This window comes from Halomonas sp. EF61 (assembly GCF_040147045.1).
GTDB classification, from domain to species: Bacteria; Pseudomonadota; Gammaproteobacteria; order Pseudomonadales; family Halomonadaceae; genus Halomonas; species Halomonas litopenaei.
Genome location: NZ_JAMSHM010000001.1, coordinates 583,817 through 600,791 on the forward strand (window position 1 = coordinate 583,817; position 16,975 = coordinate 600,791).

Annotated in this window: 18 protein-coding genes; 10 read left to right on the forward strand and 8 right to left on the reverse strand. The window is 56.1% G+C overall.

All coding sequences use genetic code 11. The features are described from left to right. The first annotated feature begins 235 nt into the window (after positions 1 to 235). Both NFI08_RS02430 and NFI08_RS02435 read left to right on the forward strand, forming a co-directional pair. Positions 236 to 4,141, forward strand: coding sequence for a T6SS effector BTH_I2691 family protein (locus NFI08_RS02430; RefSeq protein WP_349586921.1), 3,906 nt, complete (start codon positions 236 to 238; stop codon positions 4,139 to 4,141). Positions 4,142 to 4,143: 2 nt separating this feature from the next. Further along, a complete protein-coding gene (locus NFI08_RS02435; protein ID WP_349586924.1) occupies positions 4,144 to 5,088 on the forward strand; it encodes a tetratricopeptide repeat protein in 945 nt (314 codons plus the stop codon). A 177-nt stretch (positions 5,089 to 5,265) separates the two neighbouring features. Here NFI08_RS02435 and NFI08_RS02440 read toward each other — a convergent pair whose 3' ends face one another. After that, on the reverse strand, positions 5,266 to 5,493 hold the full coding sequence (locus NFI08_RS02440; protein WP_349586927.1) for a hypothetical protein: 228 nt from the start codon (positions 5,491 to 5,493) through the stop codon (positions 5,266 to 5,268). Between the two features lie 33 nt (positions 5,494 to 5,526). On the opposite strand from NFI08_RS02440, the gene NFI08_RS02445 reads away from it, so the two are divergent. The 7 genes from NFI08_RS02445 to NFI08_RS02475 all read left to right on the forward strand — a co-directional run bounded on the left by NFI08_RS02445 (position 5,527) and on the right by NFI08_RS02475 (position 10,884). After that, complete coding sequence (locus NFI08_RS02445; protein WP_349586930.1) at positions 5,527 to 5,784, forward strand: hypothetical protein; 258 nt, start codon at positions 5,527 to 5,529, stop codon at positions 5,782 to 5,784. A gap of 66 nt (positions 5,785 to 5,850) precedes the next feature. Further along, positions 5,851 to 6,837: an IS481 family transposase gene (locus NFI08_RS02450; RefSeq protein WP_349586933.1), complete on the forward strand. Its 987-nt coding sequence runs from the start codon at positions 5,851 to 5,853 to the stop codon at positions 6,835 to 6,837. A gap of 92 nt (positions 6,838 to 6,929) precedes the next feature. Then, positions 6,930 to 7,526: a tetratricopeptide repeat protein gene (locus NFI08_RS02455; protein WP_349588746.1), complete on the forward strand. Its 597-nt coding sequence runs from the start codon at positions 6,930 to 6,932 to the stop codon at positions 7,524 to 7,526. Positions 7,527 to 7,764: 238 nt separating this feature from the next. Further along, positions 7,765 to 8,259 carry a hypothetical protein gene (locus NFI08_RS02460; protein WP_108450241.1) on the forward strand — a complete coding sequence of 165 codons (495 nt, stop codon included), beginning with the start codon at positions 7,765 to 7,767 and terminating at the stop codon, positions 8,257 to 8,259. 2 nt (positions 8,260 to 8,261) lie between these two features. Continuing rightward, positions 8,262 to 9,209, forward strand: a complete 948-nt coding sequence (locus NFI08_RS02465; RefSeq protein WP_349586936.1) for a tetratricopeptide repeat protein — start codon at positions 8,262 to 8,264, stop codon at positions 9,207 to 9,209. 230 nt (positions 9,210 to 9,439) lie between these two features. Next, the gene (locus tag NFI08_RS02470) at positions 9,440 to 9,934 is read left to right on the forward strand and encodes a hypothetical protein (protein WP_108449265.1); all 495 of its coding nucleotides are present in this window, start codon (positions 9,440 to 9,442) and stop codon (positions 9,932 to 9,934) included. 2 nt (positions 9,935 to 9,936) lie between these two features. After that, the gene (locus tag NFI08_RS02475; protein WP_108449264.1) at positions 9,937 to 10,884 is read left to right on the forward strand and encodes a tetratricopeptide repeat protein; all 948 of its coding nucleotides are present in this window, start codon (positions 9,937 to 9,939) and stop codon (positions 10,882 to 10,884) included. A gap of 86 nt (positions 10,885 to 10,970) precedes the next feature. Here the strand turns inward: NFI08_RS02475 and thiO are convergent, their stop codons facing one another. Continuing rightward, complete coding sequence (gene thiO, locus NFI08_RS02480; RefSeq protein ID WP_108449263.1) at positions 10,971 to 12,080, reverse strand: glycine oxidase ThiO; 1,110 nt, start codon at positions 12,078 to 12,080, stop codon at positions 10,971 to 10,973. 87 nt (positions 12,081 to 12,167) lie between these two features. Here thiO and NFI08_RS02485 point away from each other — a divergent pair, with 87 nt between their 5' ends. Continuing rightward, positions 12,168 to 12,770: a GspH/FimT family pseudopilin gene (locus tag NFI08_RS02485; protein ID WP_108449262.1), complete on the forward strand. Its 603-nt coding sequence runs from the start codon at positions 12,168 to 12,170 to the stop codon at positions 12,768 to 12,770. A 16-nt stretch (positions 12,771 to 12,786) separates the two neighbouring features. On the opposite strand, the gene NFI08_RS02490 is transcribed toward NFI08_RS02485, so the two are convergent. The 6 genes from NFI08_RS02490 to ispH form a co-directional block, all read right to left on the reverse strand. Further along, positions 12,787 to 13,809 (reverse strand): pilus assembly PilX family protein, encoded by a 1,023-nt coding sequence (locus NFI08_RS02490; RefSeq protein ID WP_108449261.1) that lies wholly within the window; start codon positions 13,807 to 13,809, stop codon positions 12,787 to 12,789. Then, on the reverse strand, positions 13,806 to 14,288 hold the full coding sequence (locus NFI08_RS02495) for a PilW family protein (RefSeq protein WP_108449260.1): 483 nt from the start codon (positions 14,286 to 14,288) through the stop codon (positions 13,806 to 13,808). The genes NFI08_RS02490 and NFI08_RS02495 overlap by 4 nt, the downstream gene beginning before the upstream one ends. Beyond that, positions 14,285 to 14,704, reverse strand: coding sequence for a type IV pilus modification protein PilV (gene pilV, locus NFI08_RS02500; protein WP_108449259.1), 420 nt, complete (start codon positions 14,702 to 14,704; stop codon positions 14,285 to 14,287). The genes NFI08_RS02495 and pilV overlap by 4 nt, the downstream gene beginning before the upstream one ends. Then, on the reverse strand, positions 14,701 to 15,210 hold the full coding sequence (locus NFI08_RS02505; RefSeq protein ID WP_108449287.1) for a GspH/FimT family pseudopilin: 510 nt from the start codon (positions 15,208 to 15,210) through the stop codon (positions 14,701 to 14,703). The genes pilV and NFI08_RS02505 overlap by 4 nt, the downstream gene beginning before the upstream one ends. Then, the gene (locus NFI08_RS02510; protein WP_162816485.1) at positions 15,197 to 15,571 is read right to left on the reverse strand and encodes a type IV pilin protein; all 375 of its coding nucleotides are present in this window, start codon (positions 15,569 to 15,571) and stop codon (positions 15,197 to 15,199) included. Before NFI08_RS02510 ends, NFI08_RS02505 begins: the two co-directional genes overlap by 14 nt. A gap of 339 nt (positions 15,572 to 15,910) precedes the next feature. Next, positions 15,911 to 16,864 carry a 4-hydroxy-3-methylbut-2-enyl diphosphate reductase gene (gene ispH, locus NFI08_RS02515; protein WP_185696479.1) on the reverse strand — a complete coding sequence of 318 codons (954 nt, stop codon included), beginning with the start codon at positions 16,862 to 16,864 and terminating at the stop codon, positions 15,911 to 15,913. Positions 16,865 to 16,975: the final 111 nt, after the last annotated feature.

The window sequence follows — 16,975 nt, forward strand, 5'->3', positions numbered from 1 at the left end:
ACCTGCACGAACAAGCGATATTCGTAAGACATTGTTCATGTCGATGTTCTTATATTCTCAACTTCTAATCTTTAGCGCTTCCCCTATCTCTCTGCTCGTTTTCCCATCCGCCTGACTATGGCTTATTGACCATAGGCATCGAGTCGCTTCGTCATCTGGACAGGACGGTTCATCGCTCAACCCCGTCCGCGACTTGGCGCCGGTGCCGACGCCAAACACCGAGGAACCCGTCTTCGTGACGCCCTCGAGCGGCAGCGTGGCACCAGTGGCCGACGGACTGGCAAGGGAAGTGATTGGCATGGAGCAAGATGCAAAGGGCGATCTGTTGTCGCTGATGAACCCCACATTGAACCAGGGCGCCAACAACATGGGCACGTCTGTACTGCACGGTCTGCGTCCTGGCGACGACGCCATCCGGCACCCCATCAAACAGAACCTGCTGGTACTTACCGACCGGCAAGACAGGGACCTCACCCTGGCCCGAACACTCCCACCAGTGAATGGAGCACCATCTCAATCAAACCGAGGAGTGTCGCCTATGTACAGTGAGCACCTGCTAAAGCAGATTGATGATGCCTGTGTCGAATTGCCTGGTGTGCAGCAAGGCCAGTGCCCGCTGTGCGAACGAGTCGGCCTGCCGATTCTGCCGGTGCGCTACAGCGTTTGTCAGCGCAGCCTCGAAACCAGAGGATTCGCAGAACTGCCGACGAATCGGGTAGTAGAGTTCACCGATATCAGGCTGGATCAGTCCGTGTCCGACCAGGGGCCATCAGCCCGCACCCTGGGCAGCCACGTTCGGGATTATCTAGGCGATGCCACCGATAGCCAGGTCAGCAAGTACATCCTGCGACAGCTCAGACCTGGTTACTTCTACCTGCTTGACGACGAAAATGATCGCAATATCCACGATGGGACGACCTCGGGGGACCGCATCAACCACAACTGGTATGCCTACGTCGTTACCACCGATGGCATGTTCTACCAGTATTCCATCAGCGAAACACCACCCTCACCCGAGCAACCAGAGTTCACCTGTGGACTCAACGATGATGATCGACGCACCCGGATTGTCAGCGCCTCGGTGATCGCCCTCGATAGCGTCGATACCGCAAAAAATATCTACTATCTGTACACCGAACATCCGCTATCCTCCGACTTCCTCAATCACCTGCGCACCGGCAGGTACAGTGACGGACGCCGGATGCGCGACGTCGCCATGCAGTGCTTCGACGTCGAGCAATGGCGCAATAACACTGGCGAGATTCAGCAACCCTACGCCTTCACCTCCGAAGAACTCCACCACGTCGCCGAGTACAGCGACAATGCCGAGGGCATGGAGGCCTTTTTCTGGCCCGACCAGAGCAACCGACAGCTGTTCACCCGAAAGGAGCTGAGGCAGGCGCTAAGTCACCGATTACGCGCGGCGTCGTCCCAGTTGCAGGACAAGAGTCTGGTATTGGCGGTGCATGATGAAGTCGGCCTGATCAATGAACTTAACGCCTACCGTCAAGCACCGTTGGAGCTGCTCGAGGAGTTTCTCCATCAGTATGACGACCAGGGATATCCGAATCGACGCAACCTTCTGTGCTACAAAGCCATCGACATCTTCGAAAAAAACTACCGGGTACAGCGAAAGATTGCTCAGGAACCAACCAATCGAAGAATCGAAAAAACTAGCGAGCCCAAAATTACTAAACTTCAGGGACAAATAGATCAGCTAAATCGACAAATCGAAGAGATTCGATCCGATGGTGATATCAGCTGGCTAGATAAAACTCGGATAGACCGCTTGCGCAATGAAAGAAGCGATTTGCAGGATCAAATCGACTGCCTGAAAGAAGACAATGAAGATTCCACCGAGGAACCCTGGCGTTTGATCAATGCCTACAACAAGGAGTTGGCAGACTGCTACGCCTTACCGGACGCAGCCGTGGATCCGGAAACAAGCAAGCGCATCAACCCGGATCTCGAAGACTTCAAGGTGAGGTACGAGAGACTGATCGCGAAGATAAATAAGTTAGTGAGGGCATACGACGAAGACTACTCACTGTGGGTCGAGGCTCATCTTGACCGCGTCACACTACGCTATTCTGACGATACTTACTCACCCGGACTGAGAATGAGCGGCATGCTTTCCAACGCACTGCTTGGAGGCATCTTGAGCGATGCCAGCAAACGGCTGTGGGAGCGACTGGCGGGGAATCTTGATTCGCCTCAATCGACATTGATGAAGATCATGTTTTCCAACCAGCGTCGGCTGGTCGACGAGGCCATCACCATTCGTCACTCGCTTCCAGCACATATCTTCGTATCACCCCGTGTGCTTCTACACTGGAGAGAACAGTACCGTACACTCTTGCATGAGGAGCGTGAATTCCAGTACGACACCACCATGGCGGCAGTCATTTCAACCATTGGCAATAGCCTGTATAGCCTGACGGTATACGACATGGAAAGGGCTCTCCATGATGCCGCACGTTCTGCGGCATCTGAGCCTCCTTCAAACGTCCAAGCCATCTCAAACGGAAGCGGCCAAGAACAGCACTTCGACCTTGCCAGCTCCCCTTCCTTCAGAGCTCTGGACAGTTTCAATCGCTACCAGCAACTGATTATTACCGGTAGTCACGATGTTCAACAGGTACAGGCATCACAGGACAGTAGTGACAGTTCCCAGTTCCGGCTTCTACCGGTATTGGCGAGTGTAACGGTCGGACGAAAGGACTTTCATGACTGGCTGGACGAGCTGACACGCCAGCTTTACCCAAGAGGAAAGGCAAACCCCAACACCCCATCTCCAGAGGCGATGAAGTTCTATCAAGACAATGGCGTTGGCGGCAACTTCTCCGTATCCCATATTGAGAATGATTACCAGATCACCGTGGTCATTCCAGTCAACACTTCGGATCCGGACTTTCTCGAGCGCTACAACACGACGACTGATGACTACAACGAAGATGATATCACCACCAACGGGTGGAACGACCGCCAGAATGCGCGGGACCTCGGCAGCTATATTGCCGAAGGCATCAGGGTCGGTGCGCCCTCCTCTCACGCAGGACTGGAACGTGGAGCCGCAGGCCTCAACAGAGCGCTGGTCTTCTACAATAATATCGGCATTCTGAGCAAGGAATTCTCGTCCGATAGTCCCGACGCCATACAGATCACTACCGCTATGGCAAAACTCGGTCTGGTAGCAATCGATGGCGTGGAATTCACTACAACCTTCATGGCTAGCAGTAACGGAATGCTGGCATCACTGGCTCGCTACCTGCGGTACGCCAGGGGCCCACTCGATGCAGCGATCGGCACCCTCAGCATCATGGATGGACTGAACAAACTCGACAACGCCAACAGAGCCAGAAAACTCGGGATGCCGGAAAGCACGCAGAACAAGCACAAGTACGCGGGCAGTATCGATATCACCAGCGGCATTGTCGCCCTGAGCATTGTGGCAATCGGCGTGATCTACGGCGCACCGGTCTTGGGCGTCACCGCCGCCCTGGCCATTGGCAATGGACTCATCACTGCCGCGCTGAAACTCTTTCTCGGCTCCAGCTTGACCATCCTCGTTGCCCCTGCCGTCGCAAGCTGGGTCAACCGCTGTCGCTATGGCAATCACCAGGGACAGCTACTTCCCTATGAAGCCTTGGAAGAGGAAAAAAACGGCCTGGAACTGCTGTTCAAGGGTGTCACGGTGGAGATGACCTGGGAGAAATACGATGAAGCGTTTGAAAGCAGAGGTCCTGTCCCACTAGATGGACGTTGGGAAGATATCGCTACAATCGCTACTAACGATATAAAGATCAACATTTTGGTCACGGCGCCCGACCTCGAGGGGATTGAACTTGGGCTGAAGCTTGAGATCGGTGAGAAAAAAAACGACCAAAACGAAATTTTAGTTAATGAAAACTACATAAAAACTAGAGAAAGCGATACTCTTACAAGAAGAAATCGATCTGCATCTCAAATAGAAGAATCACCTCTTGCAATCATCTCAAAACACAATGGATTACATACTATTGCTATAGAAAAATTTACTAGGAAAAACAACCCACCCAAACCTCTGACCCTCTATATTGATTTTTGCAACTCTGAAACTCCCCGAGATGCCAAGACAGGGTCTTTCACGATGGAATTTTAGTCATGAAAAACAATAAATACAGGATTTTCACAACCTTAGCGGTCCTAGCTTCGCTTACTACCCTTTTCGGATGTGACGATACATATTTTTTCAACACCAGACAGACAAACAACACTTCTATTGAGATGGAAGCCGCACCACACTTTATCGCAAACTCCACCGACAATAGCCCTCTTTGGGACAACTTTGAAGGTATCACAGTAGAAGACCTTACAAATAAAGCTAAAGCTAGTGATGGCGAATCCACATTTCTGCTAGGGCTTGTTCAGTTCGGCCATATCACGGGATTCGAGCGAGAACCAGATACAAGTGAAGGTATACGACTGCTTCAAGAAGCATGGCGATTGGGAGTGATCGACGCGGGTCATTCTCTTTTCACCGTCTATTACAAGGGCATCGGCACCCGAATCAATAAACCCTTGGCGCTGGCCTACCTCCAGGCAAGCGCGGAAAAGGGCTATATCCTCTCCCAGAAAAGACTGGGCTTCGCCTACCGAGGTTCCGATCCTCGCGGACTGGTGGAGCAAGATATCCAGCAGGCGAGAATATGGTTCACCCGTGCAGCCGAACAGGGCGACGCCGAATCAGCCTCACAGCTTGCCGGCATCTATCGTAAAGGCCTCGGCGTGCCCAAGGATGAGCGAGCAGCCTTCCAGTGGTTAAAGCGTGCCGAAAATATGCCATTCGATGGACGTATTAGTCATGGCGGCCTTGCAGTGTACTACGAAGAAGGCATCGGTACCGAGGTCGATTTAGTCCAGGCCTACAAGTACTATGACCTCCGGGACCCTGCCGGAGCGCCTGATAAACGACGGCTTGCCGAGCAGATGACGCCGGATCAAATACGGCAAGCCATCGAGCTCTCTAGAGCCTGGCAGGAGGAGCATGGCATCTTTGTACCGAGCTACTACGGACTGGAATACCAACCGGACGGGAGTTTCAAATAATGCAACAAACACGTGATTTCTTTCTTGAGGAATCACTATACAATTCCAGCTTTCGACCTCAATCTCGAGCACCTGAATTCGAGCAAAAAGGCTAGCCTTCGGATCTATGGCTATTTCTTCCCATCACCTATAAACATCTTAAGCTCTCTCGTCTTGTGGCCGGCGGCGAAGACTGGGTCAACCGCTGTCGCTATGGCAATCACCAGGGACAGCGACTTCCCTATGAAGCCTTGGCATGGAAGCGCAACTTCTTGTAAAAGTTTCAAAGGTCAGCGGATACCATGCCGTTAAAATAGAAAATTTTTTACGTAGCAACAACCCTCTCATACCACTAAAACTTTCCGTCAGCTTCGTTTCTTCAGACACTTCATCAGACACTAAAGCTGATATATTCAGGATGAGCATCTGATCATGGACAGGAACAGAAAGATATTTAACATGCAAGCCTTTATACTAATTCACTTCTTCCTTTTAACAGGTTGTGACGGCACATCCCCTTTCAGCACCACTAGAGGACACAGCACTTCTACCATAGCGATGGAAGCGTCTCCATACTTTATCGCAAACTCCACCGACAACAGCCCTCTTTGGGACAGCTTTGAAGGTATCACAGTAGAAGACCTTACAAATAAAGCTAAAGCTAGTGATGGCGAAGCCACATTTCTGCTAGGTGTGGTGTCTCGGATGTTCAATTGACCAAAAGGAGCTATCCTTTGATAGCCGCCCGAGGGCTTCTCCGTCAGTTCATCCAGGAGCATTGCCATGGAGATCAAGCTTCATAAGCAAGCCACTACAACCCCGAAGATTCGCGCTGAGATCCAGGCGGCTCCTGCTCACATTACCGATACGGCGCTGGCGGAGCGTTTTGGTGTCAGTGACATGACGATACGTCGGTGGCGGCACCGCGATGACGTCTATGATCGCCCCCACACCCGTCACAACCTCAAGGCAACGCTCAACCACGAGCAGGAAGAGGTGCTGATTGCGGCACGCGAATTCCTTCGTCTCGGGCTCGACGACCTGCTCGTCGTCGCCCGGGAGTTCTTGCATCCCACGCTATCCAGAGCGGCGCTCCACCGGATGTTGAAACGCCGCCAGGTGCCCACCTTGGCCCAATTGGCTAAGAGGGATCAGGAGGGCAAGAAGGAAACGCCCAAGCCCTTTCGAGACTACGAACCGGGCTACCTCCATATCGATATCAAATATCTGCCGCAGATGCCTGATGAGACGCAGCGCCGCTATCTGTACGTTGCCATCGACCGAGCTACGCGCTGGGTCTATCTGGAGCTGCGCTCCAGCCAGGCGGCAAGCGATGCTGAAGCGTTTTTCCATCGGGTCGTTGAGAAGGCCCCGTTCAAGGTCCAAAAGGTGCTGACGGACAATGGCAAGAGCTTCACGGATCGCTTCACCTCTGGTGGAGAGCGCAAGCCCACCGGACAGCATCCGTTTGACCAGGCATGTGCAGAGCACCAAGTGGAGCACCGCCTGATTCGACCGGGCCACCCTCAAACCAACGGAATGGTCGAACGCTTCAATGGCCGTATCAGTGACGTCTTGGCGACGCGTCGCTATGTCTCCGGAGAAGACCTGGAGCAAACGCTAAAACGATACTGCTGGCTGTACAATCATCACATCCCGCAGAAGGCATTGAAGCACCAAGCCCCCATTTCTGCGATGAAAGACTGGCAGAACAGGCGTCCTGAGCTATTCACCAAGCGTGTAATTAATCATCCGGGACCTGACAGCTAGGGCTTATCCAGTTCGGCCATATCACGGGATTCGAGCGAGAACCAGATACAAGTGAAGGTATACGACTGCTTCAAGAAGCATGGCGATTGGGAGTGATCGACGCGGGTCATTCTCTTTTCACCGTCTACTACGAGGGCATCGGCACCCGAATCAGTAAACCCTTGGCGCTGGCCTATCTCCAGGCAAGCGCGGAAAAGGGCTATATCCTCTCCCAGAAAAGACTGGGCTTCGCCTACCGAGGTTCCGACCCTCGCGGACTGGTGGAGAAAGATATCCAGCAGGCAAGAATCTGGTTCACCCGCGCCGCCGAACAGGGCGACGCCGAATCAGCCTCACAGCTTGCCGCCATCTATCGTAAAGGCCTCGGCGTGCCCAAGGATGAACGAACAGCATTCGAGTGGTTAAAGCGTGCCGAAAATATGCCATTCGATGGAAGTATTAGTCATGGCGGCCTTGCAGTGTACTACGAAGAGGGCATCGGCACCGAGGTGGACCTGGTACAAGCCTACAAGTATTTCGACCTCCAAGGCACGGCCGGCGTCCCCGACAAGAAACGCCTGGAAGCACAAATGACACCGGAGCAGGTCCAGCAAGCCATCGCCCTGTCGCGAGCCTGGCAGGAAGAAAATCGTACATTCTTCCCGAGCTACTACGGCCTGGAACACCAATCGGATGGCAGCTATCGGTGAGGTAGCGTCCTAGGCGATCGCCAACCACTTCCTGGCCCAATCCGATCGCAAGGCTGGCTTTCTATCCCAATCTCAAGCACTTGAATTCGAGCAAAAAGGCTAGCCTTCGGATCTATAGCTATTTCTTCCCATCACCTATAGACATCTTAAGCTCTCTCGTCTTGTGGCCGGCGTCGAAGACTGGGTCAACCGCTGTCGCTATGGCAATCACCAGAGACAGTGACCTCCCTATGAAGCCTTGGAAGAGGAAAAAAACGGCCTGGAACTGCTGTTCAAGGGTGTCACGGTGGAGATGACCTGGGAGAAATACGATGAAGCGTTTGAAAGCAGAGGTCCTATCCCACTAGATGGATGTTGGGAAGATATCTCTACAATCGCCACCAACGATATAAAGATCGATATTTTGGTCACGGTGCCCGACCTTGAGGGGATGGAGCTGGGGTTGAAACTCGAGATCGGTGAAGCAAAAAACGACGACCACGCGGTTCTATTCAAAGGAAATTACATCAAGACAGTGGAATCTACAATCCTTGAGGAGCGCGACGGAGGAAACCTGTCCAATGAGGAGTCTCTTAACATAGAAGTTTTAAAAAATAATAGCTATCACTGCATTTCTATCGAAAAGTACATGCATAGCAATATACCACCTAAATCTCTGACGCTTCATGTTGGCTCTATCAACCAAAAAAGGCCAATCGATATGAAAACAGATGCATTCAAAGTGAGGATATAGCCATGCCCCACTACGTCAAGAAAATCTCGATCATCCTATTTCTTATATGTGCAGCACCGTGCTTAACAGCTTGCGACGAATCTTCCACTTTCAACTTTATGAATTCTCGAGAAACAACTTTTACGGAAATGGAGGGGACGCCATATTTTATTGCTAACAACCCGGACCGCTACGCGCTCGCCGACTTCTACGACAACACATCGGTCGAACAGTTGCTTCGTGGCAACCAGAATGGTGACACAACAGCCAAGTTCCTTCTCGGCCTGATCTATGCGGAGTTGATAACAGGGTATGAAGAGTACGTCGATAGGTCCCAAGGGCTACCACTCGTGAAGGAGTCGTGGAAGATGGGGGTAGTCGACGCAGGGTACTCGCTATTCACTGCTTATAACTGGGGCATCGGCACCCGAATCAATAAACCCCTAGCGCTGGCCTACCTCCGGGCAAGCGCGGAGAAAGGCTATATCCTCTCCCAGAAAAGACTGGGCTTTGCCTACCGAAGTTCCCGTCCTCACGGACTGGTGGAGCAAGATATCCAGCAGGCGAGAATATGGTTCACCCGTGCAGCCGAACAGGGCGACGCCGAATCAGCCTCACAGCTTGCCGGCATCTATCGTAAAGGCCTCGGCGTGCCCAAGGATGAGCGAGCAGCCTTCGAGTGGTTAAAGCGTGCCGAAAATATGCCATTCGATGGACGTATTAGTCATGGCGGCCTTGCAGTGTACTACGAAGAAGGCATCGGTACCGAGGTCGATTTAGTCCAGGCCTACAAGTACTATGACCTCCGGGACCCTGCCGGAGCGCCTGATAAACGACGGCTTGCCGAGCAGATGACGCCGGATCAAATACGGCAAGCCATCGAGCTCTCTAGAGCCTGGCAGGAGGAGCATGGCATTTTTGTACCGAGCTACTACGGACTGGAATACCAACCGGACGGCAGTTTCAAATAATGCAACAAACACGTGATTTCTTTTTTGATGAATCACTATACAATTCTAGCTTTCTATCCCAATCTCAAGCACCTGAATTCGAGCAAAAAGGCTAGCCTTCGGATCTATAGCTATTTCTTCCCATCACCTATAGACATCTTAAGCTCTCTCGTCTTGTGGCCGGCGTCGAAGACTGGGTCAACCGCTGTCGCTATGGCAATCACCAGAGACAGTGACCTCCCTATGAAGCCTTGGAAGAGGAAAAAAACGGCCTGGAACTGCTGTTCAAGGGTGTCACGGTGGAGATGACCTGGGAGAAATACGATGAAGCGTTTGAAAGCAGAGGTCCTATCCCACTAGATGGATGTTGGGAAGATATCTCTACAATCGCCACCAACGATATAAAGATCGATATTTTGGTCACGGTGCCCGACCTTGAGGGGATGGAGCTGGGGTTGAAACTCGAGATCGGTGAAGCAAAAAACGACGACCACGCGGTTCTATTCAAAGGAAATTACATCAAGACAGTGGAATCTACAATCCTTGAGGAGCGCGACGGAGGAAACCTGTCCAATGAGGAGTCTCTTAACATAGAAGTTTTAAAAAATAATAGCTATCACTGCATTTCTATCGAAAAGTACATGCATAGCAATATACCACCTAAATCTCTGACGCTTCATCTTGGTTCTATCAACCAAAAAAGGCCAATCGATATGAAAACAGATGCATTCAAAGTGAGGATATAGCCATGCCCCACTACGTCAAGAAAATCTCGATCATCCTATTTCTTACATGTGCAGCACCGTGCTTAACAGCTTGCGACGAATCTTCCACTTTCAACTTTATTAATTCTCGAGAAACAACTTTTACGGAAATGGAGGGGACGCCATATTTTATTGCTAACAACCCGGACCGCTACGCGCTCGCTGACTTCTACGACAACACATCGATCGAAAAGTTGATTCGTGAAAACGAGAATGGTGACATAACAGCCAAGTTCCTTCTCGGTTTGATCTATGCGGAGTTGATAACAGGGTATGAAGAGTACGTCGATAGGTCCCAAGGACTACCACTCGTGAAGGAGTCGTGGAAGATGGGGGTAGTCGATGCAGGATCTTCACTATTCACTGCTTATAACTGGGGTATCGGCACCCGAATCAATAAACCCCTAGCGCTGGCCTACCTCCAAGCAAGCGCGGAGAAAGGCTATATTCTCTCCCAGAAAAGACTGGGCTTCGCCTACCTGGGTTCCGATCCTCGCGGACTGGTGGAGCAAGATATCCAGCAGGCGAGAATCTGGTTCACCCGCGCAGCCGAACAGGGCGACGCCGAATCAGCCACCCAGCTTGCCGGCATCTATCAAGAAGGGATTGGCGTGCCCAAGGATGAGCGAGCAGCTTTCGAGTGGCTAAAGCGCGCCGAACATATGCCATTCAATGGGTTCTTGAGCCACCGAGGTCTTGCCAACTACTACGAGAAAGGCATTGGCACCGAGGTGGACCTGGTACAAGCCTACAAGTATTTCGACCTCCAAGGCACGGCCGGCGTCCCCGACAAGAAACGCCTGGAAGCACAAATGACACCGGAGCAGGTCCAGCAAGCCATCGCCCTGTCGCGAGCCTGGCAGGAAGAAAATCGTACATTTTTCCCGAGCTACTACGGCCTGGAACACCAATCGGATGGCAGCTATCGGTGAGGTAGCGCCCTGGTGCGATATTCAAGACTCGCTGACACAGTCCCTTTGCAAGGCCAGCCTGCAGATGTTGGGCGTTTCTGTTTCTCCTATCCCCTTGGGCGCTCTTCCACACGTCCTTGCAACCGATAGGGCGCGGGATCAATGATCGGCTCTCTTCCCAGCAGTTGATCCACCAGCAGGCGCGTCGAGGCCGGCGCCAGCACCAGCCCATTGCGGTAATGCCCGGCGTTGACGTGCAGGTTGTCCCAGCCGGGGGCCTGGCCAATATAAGGCATGCCGTCCGGTGATCCAGGCCTCAGCCCGGCCCAGTGGTGCTCGATCTCGCAGTCGGCCAATGCCGGAATGATGGCGGTAGCGCTATGCCATAGTGAGCTACGGGCGTCGTCGTCGGTGCCCTTGTCGAACCCGGCGTCTTCCAGGGTGGAGCCGGCCAGGATCCGCCCGTCGCCGCGAGGAATCACGTAGCGTCCATCCATCAGCACCACCCGCTCGACCAGTCCGGGTGGTGCCTTGAACAGAATCATCTGACCCTTGACCGGACGTACCGGCAGATCGAGCCCGGCCATGTCGGCAAGCCCCGCCGACCAGGCGCCGGCACAGATAACCACTTGATCGGCACTGAGGTTGCCCTGGTCGGTGTTCACCACCGCCACCCGCTCCCCTTGCCGCTCGAACCCGGTGACCGTGCATTGCTCGCGCAACGTCACCGACGTCATGTCTTCCAGTCGGGACCTCAGCGCGCGCATCAGACGGGGGTTACGAATGCTGCCCAGGGTCGGCATCCACAGCGCCTCGTCGATATCGCGGCGGGCGTTGGGCTCCTTTCGGCGGATCACTGCAGCGCCTACCCGCGACAGCGGCTTGCCAACCTCCCGCGCCCACTCGAGTGCGCGCGCTTCGTCTTCCACCCTCAGGTAGAGAAGCCCCTTCTGGCGATACTCCGGATCGATCCCGGTCTCCTCCAGCAGGCGCAGAGCCAGTTCGGGGTAGGCCCCCTCCGACCAGCTCGCCAGGCGCGATACCGGCGAGCTGTAGCGCCAGGGATAAAGTGGCGAGACGATCCCGCCCCCGGCCCAGGAGGCCTCGCTACCGCAGCCGCCTCGCTCTACCACCGTCACACTGTGACCGGCATCGGCCAGTTGCAGTGTCGTCATCAGCCCTATGACGCCGCCGCCAATCACCAGGAAATCACTCAAAGCGCTTCTCCAACGTCTGCTCTCCCTTCTCCGAGCTAGGCTCAAGGAACCCTGAATTCAAACAACAACCACAAGGAAGCGTTCGCCATGGACGACGACGCCCGACGCCCCCGTCATGTCTGCATGTCCCGAGCTTACTGGCACACACCTCACCACCCCGAACCTTACCGCCCCAAGTCTTGCCATCCCGAACCTCATCGAATCGCTTTCCGCCAGTCCGGAACTACCTTGCTGGAGCTGTTGCTGGTGGTGGCTATTGTAGGCCTTCTGACCAGCGTGGCCCTGTCGGGCTACCGGGCAATGGCCGCCCGACAGGATATCGCCAGCGAGCTTTCGCGACTAGAAGGCGCCCTGATGCTGGCCCGGGGCACGGCTATCACCCGGGCAAGACCCGTCACCCTTTGCCCGAGCGACGACGGCATTCACTGCGGCGAGGACTGGAGGGGAAAGCTGTTGATCAAGGCGGGAGCGCCGAGCTGGGAGGGAGCGACACTTCATGTCTTTGCGCCCAGCCGGCTCTCAAGCATCGGCTTTCGCGAGGATGCAAAGCCGGTGCGCTTTCTGGCCAATGGACGTGCCAGCGGCCATAACGGGACCTTTGTGATCTGCGCGAAAGATAACACCGGAGCCAGGCTGGTATTGAGCAACTTTGGCCGCTTGCGTCGCGAGTTAAAGGGTGGCTGTCACTAGACACCTAACGAGACATCTATGCTGATCGATCCAGCCAGAGGATGCTGTGGTGTTCATTGTCCGAAGGATCATCGGTTCCGTTGACCATGACATTGTAATTCAAGCCGATGGTACCGGATGAAACCAGGGCTCCATCGACGATGAAGGGCGAGCTCTCGTTGTCCCCGTTGATCACTATCCCCCCTGCCCAGATGTCTCCTGCCAGAGCTACTTCGCCTGAAGCATTGAGCACAATCTGGCCTGACGCCACCAGGTTGCACTCGTACTCGCCCTCCGAGACAAGAATATTGGCTGCTCCATCGACAACAATCAGTTCTGCCTCTGGCACATCAGCAAGCTCTAACTGACCTGAAAAGCCATAGCTTTGGTCGCAGAACAGGATGGTCCCATGCTTCGCGCAACCGGTTTCATCGAACTCATCTTGCTCAAACTCGGCTGCTACCTCTGTCACCTTGTCTTGTGGATCCAGCGATGGCGCTGGCTGTCCTGGAGCCGGAGCAGAATTCCAACACATTTCTACTGGATTGGGGCCATAGTTGACAAACGAACCAGCAGACACAGTGTCACAACCTTCCGGCAAGGCGGGCAGTCCACCGATTCCCGCGCCTTGATCATCGGCCGCCGCAACGATGACACCGTGCAAGGCCAGGTTGTGCTGTCCTCCGTCGACAAAACCAACCACCAGTCGAGCGGGAACACTGGCATAAGAGCAAGGCACCCAGCGATAGCCAATATTGGGCTGGTCCGGAATCACTCCGCCTTGGCGCCAATCACCGCTCCAGCTACCTTCCACCACTTTTTGCTCGAGGGTCTCGCAGGCTTCTCGCTCCCCGCTGGCAACCTGATCTGGCGCCATGAGAAGCTCGGTGGCCCCCCAATCCGCCGCCATCTGGGCCTGGGCCATGGCGCGCATATTGCCGGCCAGGCGTTCGTCCACCAGCGCCGACTTGACCCCGGCCATGGCCACCACCGAGGCGATCGCTACCAGCGACAGCACCACCAATAGCGCCGCGCCTCGCTGGCGGGCTTGAGGCTTCACCCGTCGGCCTCCGCCGCGGACACGGCCTGAAGACGATCCACCGCGTGCAGCCGGATCGGTGTCCTTGCGTGGGGCAGGTTCAGGGTGATGCGATAGAGTCCCCCACCCAGATCTTCCAGCACCTGATCGTCCTCGCAGGAACCATCGTAGGCCAGGCCATCGACCAGAGGCTCGCCGCTGTCGACCTCGTGCAGCGTACAGGACTCGCCATCTGGCGCCGGGCGCAGCACGTAATCGCCGGGGGAGGCGTCGCCCCGGCGCACCGCCGCGGTGATGGTATCGAGGGCGTAGCTCAGGACCGCCTGGCGATCGGCCAGGCGCAGCACCTCGCGCGCATTGGCGTTGACCTCCTGAAACAGCGAGCCCGCAGCCAGGATCACCAGGCTGCCGACGACCATGGCCACCATCAGCTCGACCAGGGAAACGCCGCGCTGGCGACGCAACGACTTGCCCGGGGAAAGGACGCGGTGCGGACTCATGACGCCTTCCGAGCGGGCAGCTTGACCCAGTACTGAAACAGGCTAGGTTCGGTGAAGCGCTCGTCCTTCCAGCCAATACGCAGCTCGAAGGCGCAGTCGTCCTGAGCGATCACCGCCTCATTCAGGGGAATGAGACCGGGAAGGAAATCGGCCCAGTGCTCGCGCCAGTGCTCTCGGGAAAGGCTCTCGGGCACACCTTCAGGACAGTACCCGCCATTGGCCACCAGGCTTGCCCAAAGCAGTTCCCGTGCATCCTGGGCGGCCAGGTCCGCCAGCGATCTCTGGATACTGGAATGGGCGCTTTGCAAGCTGCGCAACTGCATCCCCGCCACCCCCAAAAGTCCCACCGACAGCAGCACCAGCGCCACCAGTGCCTCGAGCAGGGAAAACCCGGCCTGGGATCGTAGGCTTCTCACGCGGCATCTTCCTCATCGCCGGAACGTACCACGCCGCTTGGCTCCACCGAGACCCAGCGACCCGCGCCTCCTGTCCCGCGAAGCTGCCAACGGCAGGGGCTACCGTAGCTGCACTCATCCAGGCGCCCCATCAGATCGAAGCTGACCCCACCGGGCGATACCCGGGTACCGTCAGTGTGCGCTGCTTCATCGACCATCAGTACATCACCATGCGCGGTTGGAGTGGACTGGCAGCCGCCGGCGTCCGCGTCTCCCGCCAGCACCTCGAGCCGCCAGCGTCCCCCGCAGTCGACCACCAGTACCCTGACCTCCTGGCGTCGGGTCAAGGCGGTGGTGCGTGCCAGGGTCAGTGCGCCGACCAGGCGATTGGTATCCGCCACCAGACGCTCGCCGGCCAGCCAATGGTGCAGGCCAGGCACCGCCACCGCAGCCATCAGGCCGATCACCGCGACACAGACGACCAGCTCCAGCAGGGTGACCCCGCGCTGGCGGCTACCAGCAGTCATCTGGTGCCCGTTCGCCGGTCTGGTCCATGGTCAGGCTATCGCAGCCTTCCTTCACCGACTGGGCGTCGAGGGCCCTGGCCTCGAGAAAATAGCGCCCTGGGTGGCGTTCCACCGACAGTTGGTAGAAACCGGACTCCGACGGTCGCTCAAGGCCGTCACAGGCGGCGATATCATAGGCCTGGTCACGGCTGTAGCAGCGCTCCAGCGACGAGGCGGTCGTCATCAGTAGAGCGCGGCCATCGGCGACACGGGTCTCGCGTAGATGCTCGGTGTACATGGGGTAGGCCACCGACGCCAGCAGACCGATGATGGCGATGCACAGCAACAGTTCGATCAGGGTGAAACCGCCCTGACGCTCCATCGGGCCTGGTGACGAAGCCCGTGTCGAAGCGGCACTGACTTTCTGGTCCAGCTCACTGAATCCATGCTCATCCCAGCGCGTCTCTGCGTAAATTGAGCCTCGCGTTTTTCGTATTCCCTGCATCGGGCTTCTCCGGCTCGTTTTCCCTTCGAGTATGTCGCACGTCCGCCATGGGCGGCAGGCGCTGGATCAAGGTTGTGTCGCGACACCACGCTTAAGCACAGACTTGAGGCTTTCTCCTACGCCTGAAAACAAGGACGCCGCCCTTGGGGGCGGCGTCGAGATGCTGCACTGGAAAAACGAACGGTGGAATGCCTTCACGGCAATCCTCTGGTGGCATCAGTCGCTGACGATGACCCGCTCGCGCAGTTCACGCGGCATCGAGAAGGTGATGGTTTCCTCTCGGCCGGCCAGTTCCTCGGGGGCCTCGGCGCCCAGCTCGGTCAGGCGGTCGATGACCCCCTTGACCAGTACCTCCGGGGCGCTGGCCCCGGCGGTCACGCCGACTGCACCGATATTCGCAAGCCAAGCCGGATCGATCTGCTCGGCACTGTCGATCAGGTAGGCCGGGGTGCCCACTCGCTCGGACAGCTCGCGCAGGCGATTGGAGTTGGAGCTGTTGGGGCTTCCCACTACCAGTACCAGATCGGAGCCCGCCGCCAGTTCGCGCACCGCGTCCTGGCGGTTCTGGGTGGCGTAGCAGATATCGTCCTTGCGCGGCCCCTGGATGTCGGGGAAGGTGGCGCGCAGGGCATCGATCACCCGAGCGGTATCGTCCATGGACAAGGTGGTCTGGGTGACAAAAGCCAGCCGACTGGGGTCCTTGACCTCCAGACGGGCCACGTCCTTTTCGTCCTCGACCAGGTAGATCTGGCCGCCGTGGGAGGTGTCGTAACGCCCCATGGTGCCTTCGACCTCGGGATGCCCTTCATGGCCGATCAGGATGCACTCCTGGCCACGGCGAGCGTAGCGCAGCACTTCCATATGCACCTTGGTCACCAGCGGGCAGGTGGCGTCGAAGACCTTGAGCCCGCGCCGCTCGGCCTCCTCCTGCACCGCCCGGGACACCCCGTGGGCAGAGAAGATCACGATGACGTCATCGGGAACCTCGTGGAGTTCCTCGACGAAGATCGCCCCACGCTCGCGCAGGCTATCCACCACGAAGCGGTTGTGGACCACCTCGTGACGCACGTAAATGGGCGGCCCGAACACGTCCAGCGCGCTGTTGACGATGTCGATGGCCCGGTCGACGCCGGCGCAGAAGCCGCGCGGGTTGGCCAGCTTGATTTGCATGGTTTGCCTTGCCTCGGTGCCGTCTTGGCACCTGGTTGAGCGGATGATTCGCGTGGTCATTGCGTGGTTGTCACGTACTGCGCCTTACCGGCACACCGGGAGACGTGAATC